We start from the raw sequence: 17855 nt of genomic DNA on the forward strand, positions 1-17855 counted from the left end.
TCAGATCGGGAGACTCGCATGACGTCACGCCTCTTGCTGCTCAATGCCGATATGGGGGAGAGCTTCGGCCCCTGGGTCATGGGAATGGACCAGGAGGTGATGCCCCATGTGGACCTTGCCAACGTGGCCTGCGGCTTTCACGCCTCGGATCCCGATGTGATTCGCCAGACCGTGCGCCTGGCGGCGCGGCATGGCGTGCGGGTCGGGGCGCACCCGGCCTATCCCGACCTGGTGGGCTTCGGTCGCCGTTCACTGGCCTGTTCGGCCCAGGAGATCGAGAACCTGGTGCTCTATCAACTGGGGGCCCTGGCGGGGGTGTGTCGCGCGGAGGGCCTCGAGGTCAGCTATGTGAAACCCCACGGCGCCCTCTACAACGATATGGCCCGAGACCAGGAGATCATGAGCGCTGTGATGCGGGCGATCCTGGCCTTCGACTCCTCGCTGCCCCTGCTGACCATGGCGACCCGCGACACCTCGACGGCCGCCGACCTGGCCCGCCAGCACGGGGTCAACCTGTGGTTCGAGGCCTTCGCCGACCGCGCCTACGACGGCGCGGGGCGGCTGGTATCGCGCCGGGAGCCAGGTGCCGTCCATCACGACCCCGAGGTGATCGTCGACCAGGCCGTGCGCATCGCCAGCGGTGAGCCCCTGGTGGCAAGCGACGGCAGCGAATTGACCCTGACCGCAGACACGCTCTGTGTGCATGGCGACAACCCCGAGTCCATCGCCGCGGTGAAGGCGATCCGCGAGGCGCTCAACCGCCTGGGAGCCGGGGCATGAGTCAGGCGCCGAATTCAGGGCTGCCTACGCCGCGGATCGAGTCCGCCGGCCTCGATGGCTGGCTGGTGCGGCTCTTCTCGACCATCGACGAGGCCAACCTGGCCTGGTTGGGTGCCCTGGCACGGCGCTGCGAGACCGCCTTCGGTGAGGCCCTCGTCGATCTGGTGCCCTCCTATACCACGCTGCTGGTGGTGTTCGACCCGCTTCGCCTCTCCCCCGAGGCGGCGCGTAGACGGCTGGCCGAGCTGCTCGCCGACCTGGGCGCCGGCCCTGCCCCCGAGCAGGAAGGAGCGGCCGGCGAGGAGCATGAGCTGCTCACCTGGTATGATCCCAGCGTGGGCCCGGACCTGGAGCGGGTGACACGGCATGCCGACATGAGCCTGGAGGAGGTGATCGACTGCCATGCGGGCCAGGCGTATCGCGTCTTCGCGCTGGGCTTCGCCCCGGGTTTCGCCTTTATGGGCCTGCTCGACCGGCGCCTGGAAGTGCCGCGGTTGGATACCCCGCGCCAGCGGGTGCCGCTCAACAGCGTCGCGATCACCGGCCGCCAGACCGCCGCCTACCCCGCGGTGTCGCCGGGGGGCTGGAACCTGCTGGGCAGAACCACGGCACGGCTGTTCGATCGCGATCGGGAGGGCTTCAGCCTGCTGCGGGTCGGCGATCGGGTGCGGTTCGTCCCGGTGGACCGGGCGACCTTCGAGCGCCATGGCGGTGATGCGACGCCCATGGAGACGCGGCCGGTGGAGGCGGGTATATGAATAAATATACCGTTATCGGGCTTCGCGTCGAGCGTGCGGGGCCCCTGGCGCTGCTACAGGATGCCGGTCGGTTCGGCGTGCGGCGTCTGGGAGTGACCCAGGGCGGGCCGGCGGACCTCCACGGCTGGGCCTGGGCCAATCGCCTGGCGGGCAACGCCTGGGGCACACCGGCCCTGGAGGTCACCTTCGGGGGGCTGGCCCTGGTGGCCGAGCGCGATCTGACCATCGCGGTGGCCGGGGCCGACCTGGCCGCCACCCTGGACGGGGAGCCCCTGGCGCTCTGGCAATCGGTGCCGATCAAGGAGGGCCAGACCCTGGCCTTCGGCACGCCACGCAATGGTCTGCGGGCCTATCTGGCGGTGGCCGGCGGCTTTCGTGCCGAGCCAGTGTTGGGCAGCGTCAGCTGTGTGGTGCGCGAGGGGTTGGGCGGCTTCGACGGCCATGGCGCCAAGCTCACCGCGGGGGATCGCCTGGCGGTGACGCCGGGGGCAGGGGAGCGGGTCGGCAGAGAGGCTGCGCCAGTGCTCGAGCAGCCGGACTACACCGGGCCGGCGAGCCTGGCGCTGCTGCCGGGTGCCCAGGTGGCGGACTTCACCGGCGCCAGCCTCTATGCCGCCTTCAACCGCCCCTGGCGGGTGGACGATCGCGCCGATCGCATGGGGGTGCGCCTGACCGGGCCCCGGCTGAGCTGCCGCATCGGCTCATTGATCTCGGAGGGGATCGGGCTCGGGGCCGTGCAGGTGCCGCCGGACGGCCAGCCCATCGCGTTGCTCAATGACCGCCAGACCATCGGCGGTTATCCCCGGCTGGGTGCGCTGACGCCGCTGGCGGCGTCTCGCCTGGCGCAGTGCCTGCCGGGGCAGGAGGTGCGTCTGGTCGCCACCACCGGCGAGCGAGCGCTGGGCGACTATCGCCGCTTCCGACGCCTGTTCGAGGTGTAAGGCGAGCCTAGGCCCCCAGGCCACTCTCGCGCAGCAACTGGTCGATGCTGGTGCCGGCTCTCGCCGCCTCCGCTCCCTCCACCATCAGCTCGGCCTCGAGGGCGGCGACACCGCCCTCGAGGCAGCGCTCGATGAGTTCGGCCTTGCTCAGGCCGGTGGTCTGGGCGAGAGCGTCGAGGCGTCGATCCAGTTCACGCGAAAACCGCAGCAGATGATGGGGCATGTCACGTTCTCCATGGTAAGAGGCTTGCCGCGTCATACGACAATGGCCATCCTGGCAGGCCTGTATGTCCCTACCATGACAGATTTTCTGGAGAAAGGCATCGGAACGACTCTGCAGGGTTATCGTAGTTACCGACAAGGTGATAGCGAAAGGCGCCGGGGACAGGTCGGAGAGGGGGTCCGAGGACCAGGGATGGCCGAGGTAGCCTACAAGGACGTACTTGTAGCGCCCCCTCGAAGGCCTGTCGCCGGAATAGCCTTGAGCGGTACTGCCATCTGCGATAGCCCTGGCGACAACTGGCCTGCCTAACACGCTGCGGAGAGGGTCTAGGCCAGCCCCTGCTGACGCATCGCTTCGGTGATGATCGGCACCGGGGTCATCAGATGGTCGCGCATCATCCTGGTGGCGCGTTCGATGTCCCGCGCCAGGATGACCTCGACGAGTTCGGTATGCTCCTGATGCTTGCGCGCCAGGGCCTCCTCGGAGAGCACCGTCTCCCGAAGCCAGAGGTGGCGATAGCGCTCCACCTGGTCGAACAGGCTGTCGCGAATCTGCAGCAGATGGGGGGAGCGACAGCCGCTGACGATCGCGCTATGAAAGGCCTGGTGGCGGGTATCCCAGACCTCGAGCAGCTCCTCCGAGGAGTTGACCTTCACCACCTTGGAGAGGGTATGGGCGCGGGCCAGGATGTCGGCTTCCCAGCTGTCATCGCCGCGCTCGATGGAGAGCCTTAGCAGCAACCCCTCGATCTGGGCCCTGGCGTCATAGATATCGTTGAGCTCGGCCAGCGACATCGGCGCCACCCGGAAGCCGCGCTGGCTGATGGCCACCACCAGGCGTTCCGCCACCAGCTGGGAGAGTGCCTCGCGCAGCGGACCGACGCCCAGGTCATAGCGCTCCTTCAGACGGCTCATCAGCAGCTTTTCACCGGGCTTGTAGACATTGCGGATGATGTCGATCTTCAGGCGGTGGTAGGCGCTGACGCCGAGGTTTTCACGTGTTTTGCTATCCATGTTGTCGTCATTTTTCCGATGTGCTGACATGATAACCGAATATCGCCACGCTCGATAATGGCCGCTGGCCTACTCCATCGCCTCGCCATGGGCCGTTTCGCTCGGGCTGGGCCTGAACGCCTGCCAGGCGGCAAAGGTGCTTAGAAAGACCCGGCCGGTCAGGTCATCGAGGAAGTCGCTGCGCTTCAGGCGGTCCATGACCGGCCCCTTCACCTCGGCCAGATGCAGCGTGACCCCCGCCTCATTGAGTCGCTCATTGATGGCCTCCAGGCTCTCCAGCGCCGAGGCATCGATCAGGTTGACCGCCGAGCAGATCAGCACCACATGCTCAAGACCCGGATAACGAGCCACGATCTGCATGACCGTATCCTCGAGATACCGAGCATTGGCGAAGTAGAGGCTTTCGTCGATGCGCAGAAACGCCACATGGCCGAGGGTCTCGACCTCATGGCGCTGGGTGCTGCGGAAGTGCTCGGTCCCCGGAATGCGCCCGACCACCGCGCTGTGGGGGCGACTGGTGCGATAGAGGAACAGGCCGATGGAGAGCAATACGCCGCTGATGATGCCCGCCTCGACCCCCTCCGTCAGGGTCAGCAGGATGGTGGCGGCCATGGCGGAGAAGTCGCTGCGCGAATAGCGCCAGGTCTGCCGGATCAGCGGAATATCGACCAGGGTGAGAATGGCCACGGTGATGGTGGCGGCGAGGGTGGCGATGGGCAGGTGGTATAGCAGCGGGGTGAACAGCAGCGTGACCAGGCCGATGCCCAGCGCCGCGAAGAGGCCGGCAAGGGGGGTCCTGGCCCCCGCCTCGTCGTTGATCACGGTGCGCGAGAGGCCCCCGGTGACCGGCATGCCGGCGGTGAAGGCGGCGGCCAGGTTGGCGCCACCCAGCCCCACCAGCTCCTGATTGGGCGAGATGCGCTGACGACGCTTGGCGGCGAGCATCTGGGCCATGGAGATGGATTCGACGAAGCCCACCACGCTGATCAGCAGGGCCGGCATCAGCAGGGCGCGCCACAGGCCGAGATCCAGCTCCGGCAGCGTCAGCGCTGGCAACCCGCCGGGAATGGCGCCGACAACGGCGACGCCGCGTTCGTCGAGTCCCAGTTGCCAGCTCAGCAAGGTAGTGGCGAGAACGGCCAGCACCGGCCCGCTGCGTGCCAGCAGGCCGGCGGTGGGGGCGGCGAGTCCCAGCTTGATCAGCAGCGGCCGGCTATAGCGACGGCTGGCGACCAGGAAGAGCAGGGTGCCCAGGCCGATGGCAAGTGTCGGCCAGTGCAGCCGGTGAAGATGATCGGCGAGGCTCGCCAGCAGCGTCAGGGCGGTGTAGCCACTGGCCGAGATACCGGCCAAGTGGGCCGCCTGGCTGATGGCGATCAGCACCGCCGAGGAGGCGAGGAAGCCGGCGATCACCGGGTGACTCAGAAAGTTGGCGAAGAACCCCAGGCGCAGCAGGCCCATCGCGACAAGCATCGCCCCAGAGAGCAGCGACAGCACCAGGGCCGCCTGGAGATAGGCGACGCTGCCCGGCGTGGCGACATTGGAGAGAGCCGCACCGGTCATCAGCGCGATGATCGCCACCGGGCCGACCGCCAGGGTACGGCTGGTGCCCAGCAGGGCGTAGAGCACCGCCGGCAGCAGGCTGGCGTAGAGGCCTACCACCGCAGGTAGCCCGGCGAGCAGCGCATAGGCCAGCGACTGGGGGATCACCATGGCGGTGACGATCACGCCGGCCAGCAGGTCGGCACCCAGCAGGCGTCGGTTATAGTGGGGCAGCCAGCTCAGGACGGGTAGATAGCGCTTGAGCATGTTCTCCTTGGCCGGGCAATTGGAATAAGCCCCTATCCTAAACGATATTAGTGGTCTCGATCAGAGTTGGATAGCATCGGATAAACACGTTTTACCTTAATTGCCACACCCATCACCACACCCAAGGACATGATATGCAACGCGAGACCATTGCCCTTCACCACGCCTACACCCCCGACGACCAGCACGCGGTGGCGGTGCCGATCCACCAGACCACCTCGTTCGCCTTCGACAGCGCCCAGCATGCCGCCGACCTCTTCGACCTCAAGGTCGAGGGCAATATCTACTCGCGGATCATGAACCCCACCTACGGCGTGCTCGAGCAGCGCGTGGCGGCCCTGGAGGGCGGCATCGCCGGCCTGGCGATGGCGTCCGGCATGGCCGCGGTCACCGCTGCCATCCAGACCATTGCCGAGGCGGGGGACAATATCGTCTCCATCAGCGAGCTCTACGGCGGTACCTACAACCTCTTCGCCCATACCCTGCCGCGTCAAGGCATCGAGGTGCGTTTCGCCGACAAGGATGACCTGGCCGGCCTCGAAGGGCTGACCGATGCGCGCACCAAGGCGGTGTTCTGCGAGAGCGTCGGCAACCCCTCCGGTGGCGTGGTGGATATGGAGGCCCTGGCCGAGGTGGCGCACCGCCACGGCGTGCCGGTGATCGTCGACAACACCGTGGCCACCCCCTTCCTGTGGCGCCCCATCGAGCACGGCGCCGATATCGTGATCCACTCGGCCACCAAGTATATCGGCGGGCACGGCACCACCGTGGGTGGGGTGATCGTGGACTCCGGCAAGTTTCCCTGGGCGGAGAACGCCGAGCGCTTCCCGCTGCTCAACGAGCCGGATGCTTCCTACCATGGGATCTGCTATACCCGCGATCTGGGCGAGGCGGCCTTTATCGGCCGTGTCCGCGTGGTGCCTCTGCGTAACATGGGGGCGGCGCTCTCCGCCCAGGCCGCCTGGCAGCTGCTGCAAGGCCTCGAGACCCTGGGCCTGCGTATCGAGCGTATCTGTGCCAACGCCCAGCGCGTGGCCGAGTATCTGCAGGGCCACGATGCCGTGACCTGGGTGCAGTATGCCGGTCTCGAGAACCACAAGGATCACGCCCTGGCCAGGAAGTACATGGATGGCCATGCCTCCGGCATCCTCAGCTTCGGCATCAAGGGCGGCCGCGAAGCCGGGGCGCGCTTCTATGATGCGCTGAACCTGATGCTGCGTCTGGTCAATATCGGCGACGCCAAGACCTGTTCCTCGATCCCGGCGGCGACCACCCATCGCCAGCTCAACGACGAGGAGCTCGCCAAGGCGGGGGTAACCGCGGACATGGTGCGCCTCTCCATCGGCATCGAGCATATCGACGACATCATTGCCGACCTCGACCAGGCCCTGACGGCCAGCCAGGCCTAGCCTGGACAGTTAGCCCTGTCTCCCGGGGCTGATCTGGCGACAAGCCCCGGGACGCCGGACCGACGAGGAGGCGCTGTGAATACTTCCCTGTACGCTACCGACGCCTTCCCTGGCGTAGGACCTCCTCTTCGGCTTATCCCCAGCGCCCCTGGAGGGAGCTATTGCCTCGCCGGCTGCGGGGCCTCCCGCGGCCGGCTTTGCCATGCCGACCAGGTGTAGAGGGCGAGTCCCATCCAGATCATCACGAAGGTGGCCAGCTGCACGCCGCTCAGCGGCTCGCCGAACACCAGCAGGGCGATCAGGAACTGGATGGTGGGGTTGATATACATCAGAAAGCCCAGGGTGGCCAGGCGCAGCCGCCTGGCGGCCCCGGCGAAGGCGAGCAGTGGCAGGGCGGTGATCACCCCGCTGGCGACCAGTAGCAGTGTGACCCGGCTACCCTCCAGGAAGTGGGAGAGTTCGGCCTGGGTCAGCCAGCCCAGGGCGATCAGCCCCAGGGGCAGCAGCAGCAGGGTCTCCACGAACAGCCCCGAGAGGCCATCCAGGGGCACCTGCTTGCGCAGCAGCCCATAGGTGCCGAAGGAGAAGGCCAGGGCCAGGCTGATCCAGGGCAGTTCACCCAGCATGATCAGCTGGGTCAGAATCGCGACTGTGGCCATGGCCACGGCCACCGCCTGCGGCCGGTGCATGGTCTCGCGCAGTACCAGCATGCCCAGCGCCACGTTGACCAGCGGCGTCATGAAGTAGCCGAGACTGGCCTGCAGCACCTGGCGGGTCTCCACCGCGTAGATATAGAGTCCCCAGTTGAGCCCGATCAGCAGGGCACAGCCCAGCACTCGCCCCAGCCGCCGTGGTTGGCCGAGCGCCTTGCGGACCGGCGCCCAGCGCCCGAGCAGCGTTACCAGGCCAACCAGAAACAGGCAGAACCACAGCACCCGGTGGATCAGGATCTCATAGGCGGGCACTCCCTCGAACAGGGCGAAGAACAGCGGGAAGCAGCCCCACATGCTGTAGGCGGCCAGGCCGAACATGACGCCCCGGCGGGCCTCGCGATTGGCGGGTGTGGAGGGAGTGTCGAGCATGTGGGGTCTCAGAGGATAGCGGTGGGTTAAACTTAGCAGGCTATTGAGCGCTGTACCATGGGCTCACCTGAAGGCGTGCCGAATGAGGGTGGCGTGTCGAACCTAGGATGGGAGTATCTGGTGCGACTGAGGGCCAAACTGACGGCAAAAAGCCGGGCCCCCGGAATGGAGCCCGGCCAACTATCGATCAGCGCTAGTTGCGAAGTGACGCGCGAGCGTTAGAAGCGGTAGGTCAGGCCAGCGCCGATAGTAACTGGGTCCAGCTTGGTGGTGCCGCTGCCGCTATTAGCACCGGTATCCCAGTCGATCTCGGCATCTACATCGGCCCAGCGGGCGTAACCGGTGGCGCTCAGGTTGCTGGTCAGCGTCAGGTCAACACCCACCTGGCCCACCACGCCGTAGTCATCATCGATATCGATATCGTACGGAGCGGCTTCGTCAATGCTGGAGTAACGGGTGTAGTTGACCCCCAGGCCGACGAACGGTTGTACGCGAGCCTCCTCGATGCCGCCCAGCGGGTAGTAGTTGACCAGCAGGTTGACCGGCATGCGCTCCATGGTGCCCAGGTCATTGCCCGCCAGGCCGAAGAAGTCGTGCTCGACGCTCTCGCCCACGCCCAGCTCGACACCCATCTTGTCGTGGAACAGGTAGCCGCCCGAGAGATAAAAGGCATTCTCGTCGGAGATATTGTCGGTGGTGACCTCGGCCTTCTCGAAGCTGCCGCGGACATAAACATCGCCCGCCTGGTAAGCCATGGCCGCCTGGCTGGCAAAAACGGTAGAAGCGGCGACTGCGAGCGTCATTGTGGTCTTGCGCATGCATCCTCCTGGTGGATTGCCCAAGCTCAATGTTTGAGCGTAGTGCAGAGAGTTCCCTTTACAATGCCAGCCGCATTGTAGGAAACAGTGTTCATGATTTCCAGTCACCCACCGCGTCAGGCAAGTGCCAGGATGTTTGGCGGTAGTAGAAAAGAGCCTCAAGTCGTAGAATACGCACCGATAATTTGGCCCCATGCCGCAGGATGCTGCTTGGGGGGCGGTACAAGCTAAGTATGTGAGAAAGGGCAAGGGAAATGCCCGGACACAATCCTCGGGCGGTAGCGTGCCTGAACGCCTGTGCTTTAACCCCAATGACTCCCGAAGGATCCCGGCCCCGGCGCGGGCTCTGGCAGCTGGCCACCAGATCACAAGGACTCCCCATGTCGAACGCACTGTTATTCACCGGCGATGCCAAGCGCTGGCTGATCGCCATGAGCCTGCTGGCCGCCTTGAGCGGCTGCGCCCTGCAGCCGGGTAGTGGCCAGCTTATGGCCGGCGGCGCCGTTCATGGCAGCCAGGGCAAACCGCTCGATGCCAACCTGAGCGGCTTTCTCGAACAGGCTCCCCCCGGTGCGGTGACCGAGCTGCCACAGAGCCCCTGGGGCCCCGGTGCGGTGGTCCTGGCGGAGGCACCCTATGCCGCGGCCAGCGGACGGGTATGCCGGCAGCTGCGGGTCGAGACCTCGCGTGGTGTGGTCACCTCCCAGGTCGCCTGTGAGAGTGCCACCGGCTGGGAGGCCAAGCGCCTGGTCACCGAAGTTCGTAGCGGAGGAGCCCGCTGATGCCGTTCACGATAAATTCCCGGGCCCTGTTAGCCGGCCTGCTCCTGCTGAGCCTGCCGCTTGCCGCCAGCGCCCAGTCGATCAGCCTGCCCAGCGAGATCGTTCCCGACGCCCAGCAGCGCAGCGCTACATCGGAGTCGCTTGATGTCACCCCGCGTGCCGACTGGCGGGGTGAGGGTACCTATGGTCCTCAACTGGGCCCTGCTTCTCAGCAGCAGCTCGACGCCAATTCCGCGTCGCTGCCGCCGTTCGGCGCCAACCTCTTCGAGGGCGGCTTTCGTGGCACCATGGCCGACGGCCTGAACCCCGGCTACACCATCAAGCCCGGTGATCAGGTCACACTGCGTGCCTGGGGCGCCGTGGAGCTGGACCAGGTCGCCATGGTGGATGCCCAGGGCAATATCTTTATTCCCTCTATCGGTCCGCTCAGAGTGCAGGGCCAGAACAGCAGCCAGCTTGACGCCAGTGTGCGTTCGGCCATCGAGTCGGTCTACCCCGAGAACGTCCAGGTCTACACCAACCTGCAGGGGGTGCAGCCGGTCGGAGTGTTCGTGACCGGCTATGTGGAAAATCCCGGCCGCTATGCCGGCACCCCCAGTGACTCGCTGCTCTACTTCCTCGACCAGGCCGGTGGCATCGACAACGACCTGGGCAGCTATCGGGATATCCGCGTGATGCGTAGTAACCGCACCGTGGCCCGGGTCGATCTCTATGACTTCCTGCTCGACGGCACGCTGGCGCGCCCGCAGTTCCGCGATGGCGATACCATCGTGGTCGAGGAGCGTGGCCCGGCAGTGGCCGTGCTGGGTGATGTCAAGCGCGAATATCGCTACGAACTCACCGGCAACCAGCTCTCCGGCGCTGAGGTCACCCGCCTCGCCCGGCTGCAGAGCGGTGTCTCCCATGTGCTGCTTCGTGGCAGCCGCACCGATGGTCCCTTCGCCCACTACTACTCCCTGGCCGAGTTCGCCGACCAGAGCGTCTACAGCGGCGACGAGGTCACCTTCAGCAACGATGCACGCAGCGAAACCATCGTGGTGGAGCTCGAGGGCAGCTACTTCGGACCCTCACGCTACGCCCTGCCGCGCAACGCCCGCCTGGGTGAGCTGCTCGATGCCATCGCCGTGCCCAAGCAGATGACCGCCGTGCACAGCATCTCGCTCAAGCGTGAGAGCGTGCGCCGCCAGCAGGCTCAGTCTCTGGAGGAGAGCCTGCGCCGCCTGGAGATGACCTATTTGGGCACCCCGTCGCGTACCAGCGAAGAGGCGAGCAGTCGCGCCCAGGAGGCCAAGCTGATCCAGGACTTCGTCAAGCGCGCTCGCCGGGTCGAACCCAGCGGGCGCCTGGTGGTTGCCCATAACGACCGCATCAGCGATATCCGCCTGCAGGATGGCGACGTCGTCACTATCCCAGAGTCCAGCGACTCCATCCTGGTCAGCGGCGAGATCGTGGTGCCCCAGGCGGTGGTCTTCAAGCCGGGGCTGAGTGCCATGGACTACATCGAAGGAGCAGGGGGCTTCAGCTCCCGCGCCGACGACGACCACATCCTGCTGGTGCGCCAGAACGGCGCCGTGGTCGATGCCGACGGCACTCGCCTGCGCCCCGGCGACGAGATCCTGGTGATGCCCAAGGTCCCCACGCGCAACCTCGAGCTCGCCACCAGCATCACCCAGATCCTCTACCAGATCGCCGTCGCCACCAAGGTCGCTGTTGACCTCTAACCGGGCTGCGCCCAGAGACTCGTAGGAGCCGGATTTATCCGGCGATTGGCGCCGACAGGCGGCTTCGGACCCACCATCATCGCCGAATGAATTCGGCTCCTACAGCTCCGGCGGCCACCTACGCTGGCGTAGGAGCCCGATTTATCGGGCGATGATTCATGCAACCAGGCTCACCCGTCGTAGGAGCCCGATTTATCGGGCGATAAGGCCTCCAATCGCGCGATAAATCGCGCTCCTACGAGGCGATGAATCTCTCTAATATGCCCCAAACTTCCAATACCGCCACCCGCACCCCCTGGCAGGTCACCCGCAGCGTCTGGTACGCCATGTTCATGCGCGAGGCCATTGCTCGCACCATGGCCGACCGCCTGGGCTGGTTCTGGATGATCGCCGAACCCACGGCCTTCGTGCTGATTATGGTGGGCATCCGCAGCGTCATCAGTGGTGATCGGCTAATAGTCGGCGCCGACTTCATCCCCTGGATGATTGTCGGAATGATGGGCTTTTTCATGATCCGCGAGGGCATGATGCGCGGACTCGGTGCGGTGGACGCCAGCCGAGCACTGTTTGCCTACCGGCAGGTGCAGCCGGTCGACCCGGTGGTGGTGCGCTGCTTCTTGGAAGGTATGCTGCGCACCTTCGTCTTCCTGCTGTTCATCGCCGGCGGGCTGCTGCTCGGGCTAGACATTGCCCCGGACAACGCGGTCCGCGCCATGCTGATGTGGATCTCGCTCTGGTGCCTGGGGCTAGGTCTGGGGCTGATCGTCTCGGTGCTGGGCTCATTGGTGCCTGAGGTTGGCAAGGTAGTAAGCATGCTCAGTCTGCCGCTGCTGATTCTTTCCGGGGTGATCATGCCGCTCAATCACCTGCCCCACTACCTGCTCGAGTACCTGATGCTCAACCCCATCGTGCATGGTCTCGAGGTCCTTCGGCTGGGCTTCTTCGAGGGTTACAAGGTCGTCCACGGCACCAGCCTGATCTACTTCTGGCTGGTGACCCTGGGGCTGATCGCCCTGGGGTTGTTGCTCCATGTGCGCTTCGCCCAGCGGCTGAAAGCGAAATGAGGGGAAGGGCGGCATGATCGAGATCAAGGGCCTCTACAAACGCTACCATAACCACCACGGCAGCGACTGGGTGCTCAAGGACGTCAACCTGAGCTTTCCGCGGGGTGTCAGCGTCGGCCTGCTGGGGCGCAATGGCGCGGGCAAGTCGACCTTGTTGCGTCTGATCGCCGGAATGGACAGCCCCGGTCGGGGCGAGATCCGACGTAACTGCCGGGTCTCCTGGCCCATCGGGCTCTCCAGCGGCTTCCAGGGCTCGATGACCGGCCGGCAGAACGTCAAGTTCGTGGCCCGCATTCACGGTGGGGGGTTCAACGTGCAGCGCATCATCGACGCCGTCGAGGAGTTCGCCGAGATCGGTAAGGCGTTCGATGAGCCGATCAAGACCTACTCATCTGGCATGCGCTCACGGCTCAACTTTGGTCTCTCGCTGGCCTTTGACTTCGACGTCTATCTCTCCGACGAGGCTACCTCGGTGGGCGATCGTGCCTTCAAGGCCAAGGCCACGCAGGCCTTCAAGGACAAGGTCGGCAAAGCCAGTCTGATCATGGTGTCACACAGTGAGGGCATCCTGAAGGACCTATGCCAGGCCGGCGTCTACCTGCGCCAGGGGCAAGCGACCTGGTACGACGATATCGACGATGCCATCGCCGCCTACCACCAGGACACCTCTCGCTGACCCATCGTGCCGCGGTTCTCGCACCGCTACGCGCTGTCAGCAATGCCTCGATGACCGACAATCCGGTACACCAATTGCCATGAAACACTTCATCAAGACCCAGCCGCAGTGGGCGCTCGCCCTGGTGGCCATTTTCCTCGTTGCCCTCTACTGGTCCATATGGGCTGAAGACCGCTATGTGTCGCGCGCGACCGTGGTGTTGGAGAGCCCGCAGATCGCTCAGCCGGATATCAGCTTCTCGTCGATCCTTACCGGTGCCTCGGGGGACAGCGACCTGCTGCTGCTGCGTGAGTACCTGCTCTCGGTCGACATGCTCAAGCAGGTTCAGGACGAACTCGGTTTTCGGCGGCACTTCAGCGAGCACGGGGATGTCTTCGCCCGGCTCTGGGATCGCGAGGCGCCTATCGAGGAGCTGCACCAGTACTACCGGGATCGTATCAGCGTGGAGATGGACGAGTATGCTGGCGTGCTCAACGTCGAGGTACAGGCCTACACCCCGGAGTTCGCCCATGATTTCGCTTCTCTGCTGCTGCGAGCAGGTGAGCGGCACATGAACTCAATGGGCCAACGTCTGGCGGAGGAGCAGGTGGCCTTCCTCGAGGTACAAGTCGACCGGCTAAGCGACCGGCTGGATGAGTCGCGCGACGACCTGCTGACCTTCCAGAACGAGCAGGGGCTGGTCTCGCCGACCCACACGGTGGAGAGCCTCAACCAGGTCGTCAGTACCCTGGAGGGCGAACTGGCGAGGCTGCAGGCGCGCCGCAGCGCCCTGGGCAGCTTCTCCAGCGCACGTTCCGCCGAGGTGGTGCGGGTAGAGAGCGAGATCGCGGCGCTGCGCGAGCAGATCGACAAGGAGCGTGATCGCCTGGCCCAGGCCACGGGCGACTCCCTCAACCGCATCTCCTCCGAGTACCAGACCCTGGAGCTCAAGGCGAAGTTTGCCCAGCAAACCTACTCCAGCGCCCTGGCCGCGCTGGAGAACACCCGCATCGAGGCGGCGCGCAAGCTCAAGCAGGTCAGCGTGCTGCAGAGCCCGCTGTTCCCCGAGTACCCCACGCGTCCTGAGCGGCTCTACAACATCACGGTATTCGCCATCGTCACCATCTTCCTGGCTTTTATCATGAGCATGCTGATCATGATCATTCGTGATCACAGGGACTGATATGGCCAAGACCTTCCTGATCACCGGCGGCGCCGGTTTTATCGGCTCCGCCGTGGTGCGCGAGCTTATCGCCAATACCGAGCACCGCGTGGTCAATATCGACAAGCTGACCTATGCCGGCAATCTGGAGTCGCTGGCCGAGGTGGCCGATAGCCCGCGCTATACCTTTATCCACGCCGATATCTGCGATGTGTCGGCGGTGCAGCGTGCCTTTGCCGAGCATCAGCCCGATGTGGTGATGCACCTGGCCGCCGAGAGCCATGTGGATCGCTCCATCGACGGTCCCGCGGCCTTCGTCCAGACCAATGTGGTCGGCACCTCGGTGCTGCTGGAGGCGGCCCGCAACTACTGGAAAGGGCTGCAGGAGAGCGACCCAGCCAGGGCCGAGGGGTTTCGTTTTCACCATATCTCGACGGATGAGGTCTATGGCGACCTGGAAGGCACAGACCATCTGTTTGTTGAAACCTCCCCCTACGCCCCCAGCTCGCCATACTCCGCAAGCAAGGCGGGTGCGGACCACCTCGTACGTGCCTGGCGGCGCACCTTTGGTCTGCCCACGCTGATCACCAACTGCTCCAACAACTACGGGCCCTACCACTTCCCCGAGAAGCTGATTCCGCTGATGATCCTCAACGCCCTGGCGGGCAAGCCGCTGCCGGTGTATGGCGACGGCCAGCAGATCCGCGACTGGCTCTATGTTGACGATCACGCCCGGGCATTGATCAAGGTCGCTACCGAAGGCGAGGTGGGTGAGACCTATAATATCGGCGGCCACAACGAGAAGACCAACCTCGAGGTGGTGGAGACGATCTGCGACCTGTTGCAGGAGATAGTGCCGCCTTCTAGACAAACCCCATCGCCGACGTGTCGGACCACCGATAAATCGAGCTCCTACGATGATGCCGGTGATGCTGGTGGTGTTGTAGGAGCCCAATTTATTGGGCGATCGGCGGAGTCTGCAGGCGTAGATCATTACCGAGAGCTCATCACCTTCGTCGCCGACCGCCCTGGCCATGATCTGCGCTACGCCATCAACGCCGGCAAGATCGAGCGAGAGCTGGGCTGGGTGCCCGAGGAGACCTTCGAGACAGGCCTGCGCAAGACCGTGCAGTGGTACCTGGAGTATCCCGAGTGGTGGCAGCGGGTGCTGGACGGTAGTTACCGCGGCGAGCGACTGGGGGTGCTCGAATGAAGATTCTTGTCACCGGGGGCAATGGCCAGGTCGGCTTCGAGCTGCAGCGTCAGCTCTGCCTGCTGGGCGAAGTCTACGCACCTGATCGTGCCGAGTTGGACCTTGCGGATGCGGCGGCAGTCGATCAGTGGCTGAAAGCACACCAGCCCACGCTCATCGTCAACGCCGCGGCCTACACCGCGGTGGACAGGGCCGAAGAGGAGCCTGAGCTGGCTCGCCGTCTCAACGCCGAGTTGCCGGCTCAGCTGGCCGCCTACAGCGCCGCGCGTGGCCTGTGGCTGGTTCACTACTCCAGCGACTACGTCTACTCCGGCGATGGTGAGGCGCCCTGGCAGGAGGAGAGTGCCACCTGCCCGCTGAGTCTCTATGGCCAGACCAAACTTGCGGGTGATGAGGCGGTGCAGGCCAGTGGCTGTGCGCACCTGATCTTTCGCACCAGTTGGGTCTATGGTGCCCGCGGCAACAACTTCATGAAGACCATGCTGCGCCTGGGGCGTGAGCGCGATGCGCTCAAGGTGGTCAGTGACCAGGTCGGTGCCCCCACGCCGGCACGCTTGACCGCCCAGGTGACTACGCTGGCCATTCCGTTGCTGCTCAGGGCCGAGCTAACCAGCGGCGTCTATCATCTTGCCCCCCGTGGTGAGACAAGCTGGCATGGCTTCGCCTGCGAAATCTTTCGTCAGGCTTTGGAAAGTGGCGAAGCGTTGGCCATCACGCCCGGGAACGTTGCCCCCATTCCCACCGCGGAATACCCCACCCCCGCCCAGCGGCCGCAGAACTCGCGTCTCGCGGTCGACAAGCTTGAAAAGGCACTTGGGCTAACGCTGCCCGACTGGCATAGCCAGCTGGAGCTGACGCTGGAAGAGTACCTCTCCTTGTAGGGGCGCGATTTATCGCGCGAATGAGGCCTCTACCACTCCCGAAGCGTCGGACCACCGATAAGTCGGGCTTCTACTCATGGATGAACATCATGGCCCGAAAAGGCATCATTCTTGCCGGCGGCTCCGGCAGCCGCCTGTTTCCCCTGACCCACGGGATCTCCAAGCAGCTGCTGCCAATCTATGACAAGCCGATGATCTACTATCCGGTCTCGGTGCTGATGCTCGCCGGCATTCGCGAGATCCTGATCATCTCCACCCCGCAGGATTTACCCCTGTTCCGCCGCCTGCTGGGCGACGGCGAGGCCTTCGGCGTTCGGTTCGAGTACGCCGAGCAGCCGAGCCCCGACGGCCTGGCCCAGGCCTTCCTGATCGGCGAGCGCTTTATCGGCGACGATCCGGTGTGCCTGGTGCTCGGCGATAACATCTTCCACGGCCAGCACTTCACCGGCCAGCTCCGCGAGGCCGCGGCCATGCATCAGGGCGCCACCGTGTTCGGCTACTACGTCAAGGATCCGGAGCGCTTCGGCGTGGTCGCGTTCGACGAGCATGGCCGTGCACTCTCCATCGAGGAGAAGCCCAGCGCGCCGAAATCGTCCTACGCTGTGACCGGCCTCTATTTCTACGACAACGACGTGGTGGAGATCGCCAAGACCGTGACACCCAGCGCCCGCGGTGAGCTCGAGATCACCAGCATCAACAACGCCTACCTGCAACGGGGCGACCTGCGGGTCGAGTGTCTGGGTCGGGGCTTCGCCTGGCTCGATACCGGCACCCACGACAGCCTGCTTGAGGCCGCCCAGTACGTGCAGACCATCGAGCACCGCCAGGGCCTCAAGATCGCCTGTCTCGAGGAGATTGCCTGGCGCCAGGGCTGGATCACGACCGACGTGCTGGCGGCCCACGGTCATGCGCTGGCCAAGACCGGCTACGGTAACTATCTGCAACGGTTGGCCGAGGGCCACTTCGGAAGCACTCAATGAAGGTCATTCCCACACGCATCCCCGACCTGCTGATCCTCGAGCCCGTCGTTCACGGCGACGCACGCGGGTTCTTCATAGAGAGCTTCAACCAGCGGGTCTTTGAGGAGGCGACCGGTGTGACGGCCACCTTCGTGCAGGACAACCACTCCCGTTCCAGCCAAGGCGTATTACGCGGCTTGCATTATCAGGTAGAGCAGCCCCAAGGCAAGCTGGTTCGCGTGATTCAGGGCGAGATCCTCGACGTGGCCGTGGATATCCGCCCGAATTCGTCGACCCACGGCCAATGGGAGAGCGTGCGCCTCGATGCCGACAGCCACCGCCAGCTGTGGGTGCCACCGGGCTTCGCCCACGGCTTTCTCGTGCTTAGCGACAGCGCCGAGGTGCTCTACAAGACCACCGACTACTATGCACCCCAGCATGAGAGGGCGATCCGCTGGGACGATCCCAGCCTCGCCATCGACTGGCAGCGTGACACCTGGCGCTGGGGTGACGCCCCCAGACTCTCGGCCAAGGACGCCGCTGCCGGCCGCTATCTCGACCTGTATTCTTCATCTTGAGCTCGAC

18 protein-coding genes are annotated in these 17855 nt (G+C 64.9%); 13 read left to right on the plus strand and 5 right to left on the minus strand.

Annotated elements, in window-relative coordinates; all coding sequences use genetic code 11:
• The first annotated feature begins 18 nt into the window (after positions 1 to 18).
• Genes RM463_RS07150 through RM463_RS07160 form a run of 3 tightly spaced genes read left to right on the plus strand, consistent with a single transcriptional unit; the run spans position 19 to position 2479 of the window.
• Positions 19 to 780: a 5-oxoprolinase subunit PxpA gene (locus tag RM463_RS07150; RefSeq protein ID WP_311429553.1), complete on the plus strand. Its 762-nt coding sequence runs from the start codon at positions 19 to 21 to the stop codon at positions 778 to 780.
• A complete protein-coding gene (locus RM463_RS07155) occupies positions 777 to 1538 on the plus strand; it encodes an allophanate hydrolase subunit 1 (protein WP_311429554.1) in 762 nt (253 codons plus the stop codon). The genes RM463_RS07150 and RM463_RS07155 overlap by 4 nt, the downstream gene beginning before the upstream one ends.
• Positions 1535 to 2479: a biotin-dependent carboxyltransferase family protein gene (locus tag RM463_RS07160; protein WP_311429555.1), complete on the plus strand. Its 945-nt coding sequence runs from the start codon at positions 1535 to 1537 to the stop codon at positions 2477 to 2479. Before RM463_RS07155 ends, RM463_RS07160 begins: the two co-directional genes overlap by 4 nt.
• A gap of 7 nt (positions 2480 to 2486) precedes the next feature.
• On the opposite strand, the gene RM463_RS07165 is transcribed toward RM463_RS07160, so the two are convergent.
• From RM463_RS07165 to RM463_RS07175, 3 genes are all read right to left on the minus strand, one after another.
• A complete protein-coding gene (locus RM463_RS07165) occupies positions 2487 to 2702 on the minus strand; it encodes a ribbon-helix-helix protein, CopG family (RefSeq protein WP_195686926.1) in 216 nt (71 codons plus the stop codon).
• A gap of 326 nt (positions 2703 to 3028) precedes the next feature.
• On the minus strand, positions 3029 to 3715 hold the full coding sequence (csiR, locus tag RM463_RS07170; RefSeq protein WP_311429556.1) for a DNA-binding transcriptional regulator CsiR: 687 nt from the start codon (positions 3713 to 3715) through the stop codon (positions 3029 to 3031).
• Positions 3716 to 3784: 69 nt separating this feature from the next.
• Positions 3785 to 5524 carry a sulfate permease gene (locus RM463_RS07175; protein WP_311429557.1) on the minus strand — a complete coding sequence of 580 codons (1740 nt, stop codon included), beginning with the start codon at positions 5522 to 5524 and terminating at the stop codon, positions 3785 to 3787.
• 134 nt (positions 5525 to 5658) lie between these two features.
• Here RM463_RS07175 and RM463_RS07180 point away from each other — a divergent pair, with 134 nt between their 5' ends.
• Positions 5659 to 6933 carry an aminotransferase class I/II-fold pyridoxal phosphate-dependent enzyme gene (locus tag RM463_RS07180; protein WP_311429558.1) on the plus strand — a complete coding sequence of 425 codons (1275 nt, stop codon included), beginning with the start codon at positions 5659 to 5661 and terminating at the stop codon, positions 6931 to 6933.
• 158 nt (positions 6934 to 7091) lie between these two features.
• Here the strand turns inward: RM463_RS07180 and rarD are convergent, their stop codons facing one another.
• Both rarD and RM463_RS07190 read right to left on the minus strand, forming a co-directional pair.
• Positions 7092 to 8015 carry an EamA family transporter RarD gene (rarD, locus tag RM463_RS07185; protein ID WP_311429559.1) on the minus strand — a complete coding sequence of 308 codons (924 nt, stop codon included), beginning with the start codon at positions 8013 to 8015 and terminating at the stop codon, positions 7092 to 7094.
• Between the two features lie 218 nt (positions 8016 to 8233).
• Positions 8234 to 8833 (minus strand): OmpW family outer membrane protein, encoded by a 600-nt coding sequence (locus tag RM463_RS07190; protein ID WP_311429560.1) that lies wholly within the window; start codon positions 8831 to 8833, stop codon positions 8234 to 8236.
• A 380-nt stretch (positions 8834 to 9213) separates the two neighbouring features.
• On the opposite strand from RM463_RS07190, the gene RM463_RS07195 reads away from it, so the two are divergent.
• From RM463_RS07195 to rfbC, 9 genes are all read left to right on the plus strand, one after another.
• A complete protein-coding gene (locus RM463_RS07195; RefSeq protein ID WP_311429561.1) occupies positions 9214 to 9615 on the plus strand; it encodes a DVU3141 family protein in 402 nt (133 codons plus the stop codon).
• On the plus strand, positions 9615 to 11336 hold the full coding sequence (locus RM463_RS07200; RefSeq protein ID WP_311429562.1) for a polysaccharide biosynthesis/export family protein: 1722 nt from the start codon (positions 9615 to 9617) through the stop codon (positions 11334 to 11336). Before RM463_RS07195 ends, RM463_RS07200 begins: the two co-directional genes overlap by 1 nt.
• Before the next feature lie 260 nt (positions 11337 to 11596).
• Complete coding sequence (locus RM463_RS07205) at positions 11597 to 12400, plus strand: ABC transporter permease (RefSeq protein WP_311429563.1); 804 nt, start codon at positions 11597 to 11599, stop codon at positions 12398 to 12400.
• Positions 12401 to 12413: 13 nt separating this feature from the next.
• Positions 12414 to 13076 (plus strand): ABC transporter ATP-binding protein, encoded by a 663-nt coding sequence (locus tag RM463_RS07210; RefSeq protein ID WP_311429564.1) that lies wholly within the window; start codon positions 12414 to 12416, stop codon positions 13074 to 13076.
• A gap of 79 nt (positions 13077 to 13155) precedes the next feature.
• Positions 13156 to 14238: a chain-length determining protein gene (locus tag RM463_RS07215; protein WP_311429565.1), complete on the plus strand. Its 1083-nt coding sequence runs from the start codon at positions 13156 to 13158 to the stop codon at positions 14236 to 14238.
• A gap of 1 nt (position 14239) precedes the next feature.
• Positions 14240 to 15430 (plus strand): dTDP-glucose 4,6-dehydratase, encoded by a 1191-nt coding sequence (rfbB, locus tag RM463_RS07220; protein WP_311429566.1) that lies wholly within the window; start codon positions 14240 to 14242, stop codon positions 15428 to 15430.
• Positions 15427 to 16311 (plus strand): dTDP-4-dehydrorhamnose reductase, encoded by an 885-nt coding sequence (gene rfbD / locus RM463_RS07225; protein ID WP_311429567.1) that lies wholly within the window; start codon positions 15427 to 15429, stop codon positions 16309 to 16311. The genes rfbB and rfbD overlap by 4 nt, the downstream gene beginning before the upstream one ends.
• 89 nt (positions 16312 to 16400) lie before the next feature.
• Entirely contained in the window at positions 16401 to 17291 is an 891-nt protein-coding gene (rfbA, locus tag RM463_RS07230) for a glucose-1-phosphate thymidylyltransferase RfbA (RefSeq protein WP_311429568.1), read from the plus strand.
• A complete protein-coding gene (gene rfbC / locus RM463_RS07235) occupies positions 17288 to 17848 on the plus strand; it encodes a dTDP-4-dehydrorhamnose 3,5-epimerase (RefSeq protein ID WP_311429569.1) in 561 nt (186 codons plus the stop codon). The genes rfbA and rfbC overlap by 4 nt, the downstream gene beginning before the upstream one ends.
• Positions 17849 to 17855: the final 7 nt, after the last annotated feature.

Source organism: Halomonas sp. LES1, from assembly GCF_031846005.1.
In the GTDB taxonomy this organism is placed as follows: domain Bacteria; phylum Pseudomonadota; class Gammaproteobacteria; order Pseudomonadales; family Halomonadaceae; genus Halomonas.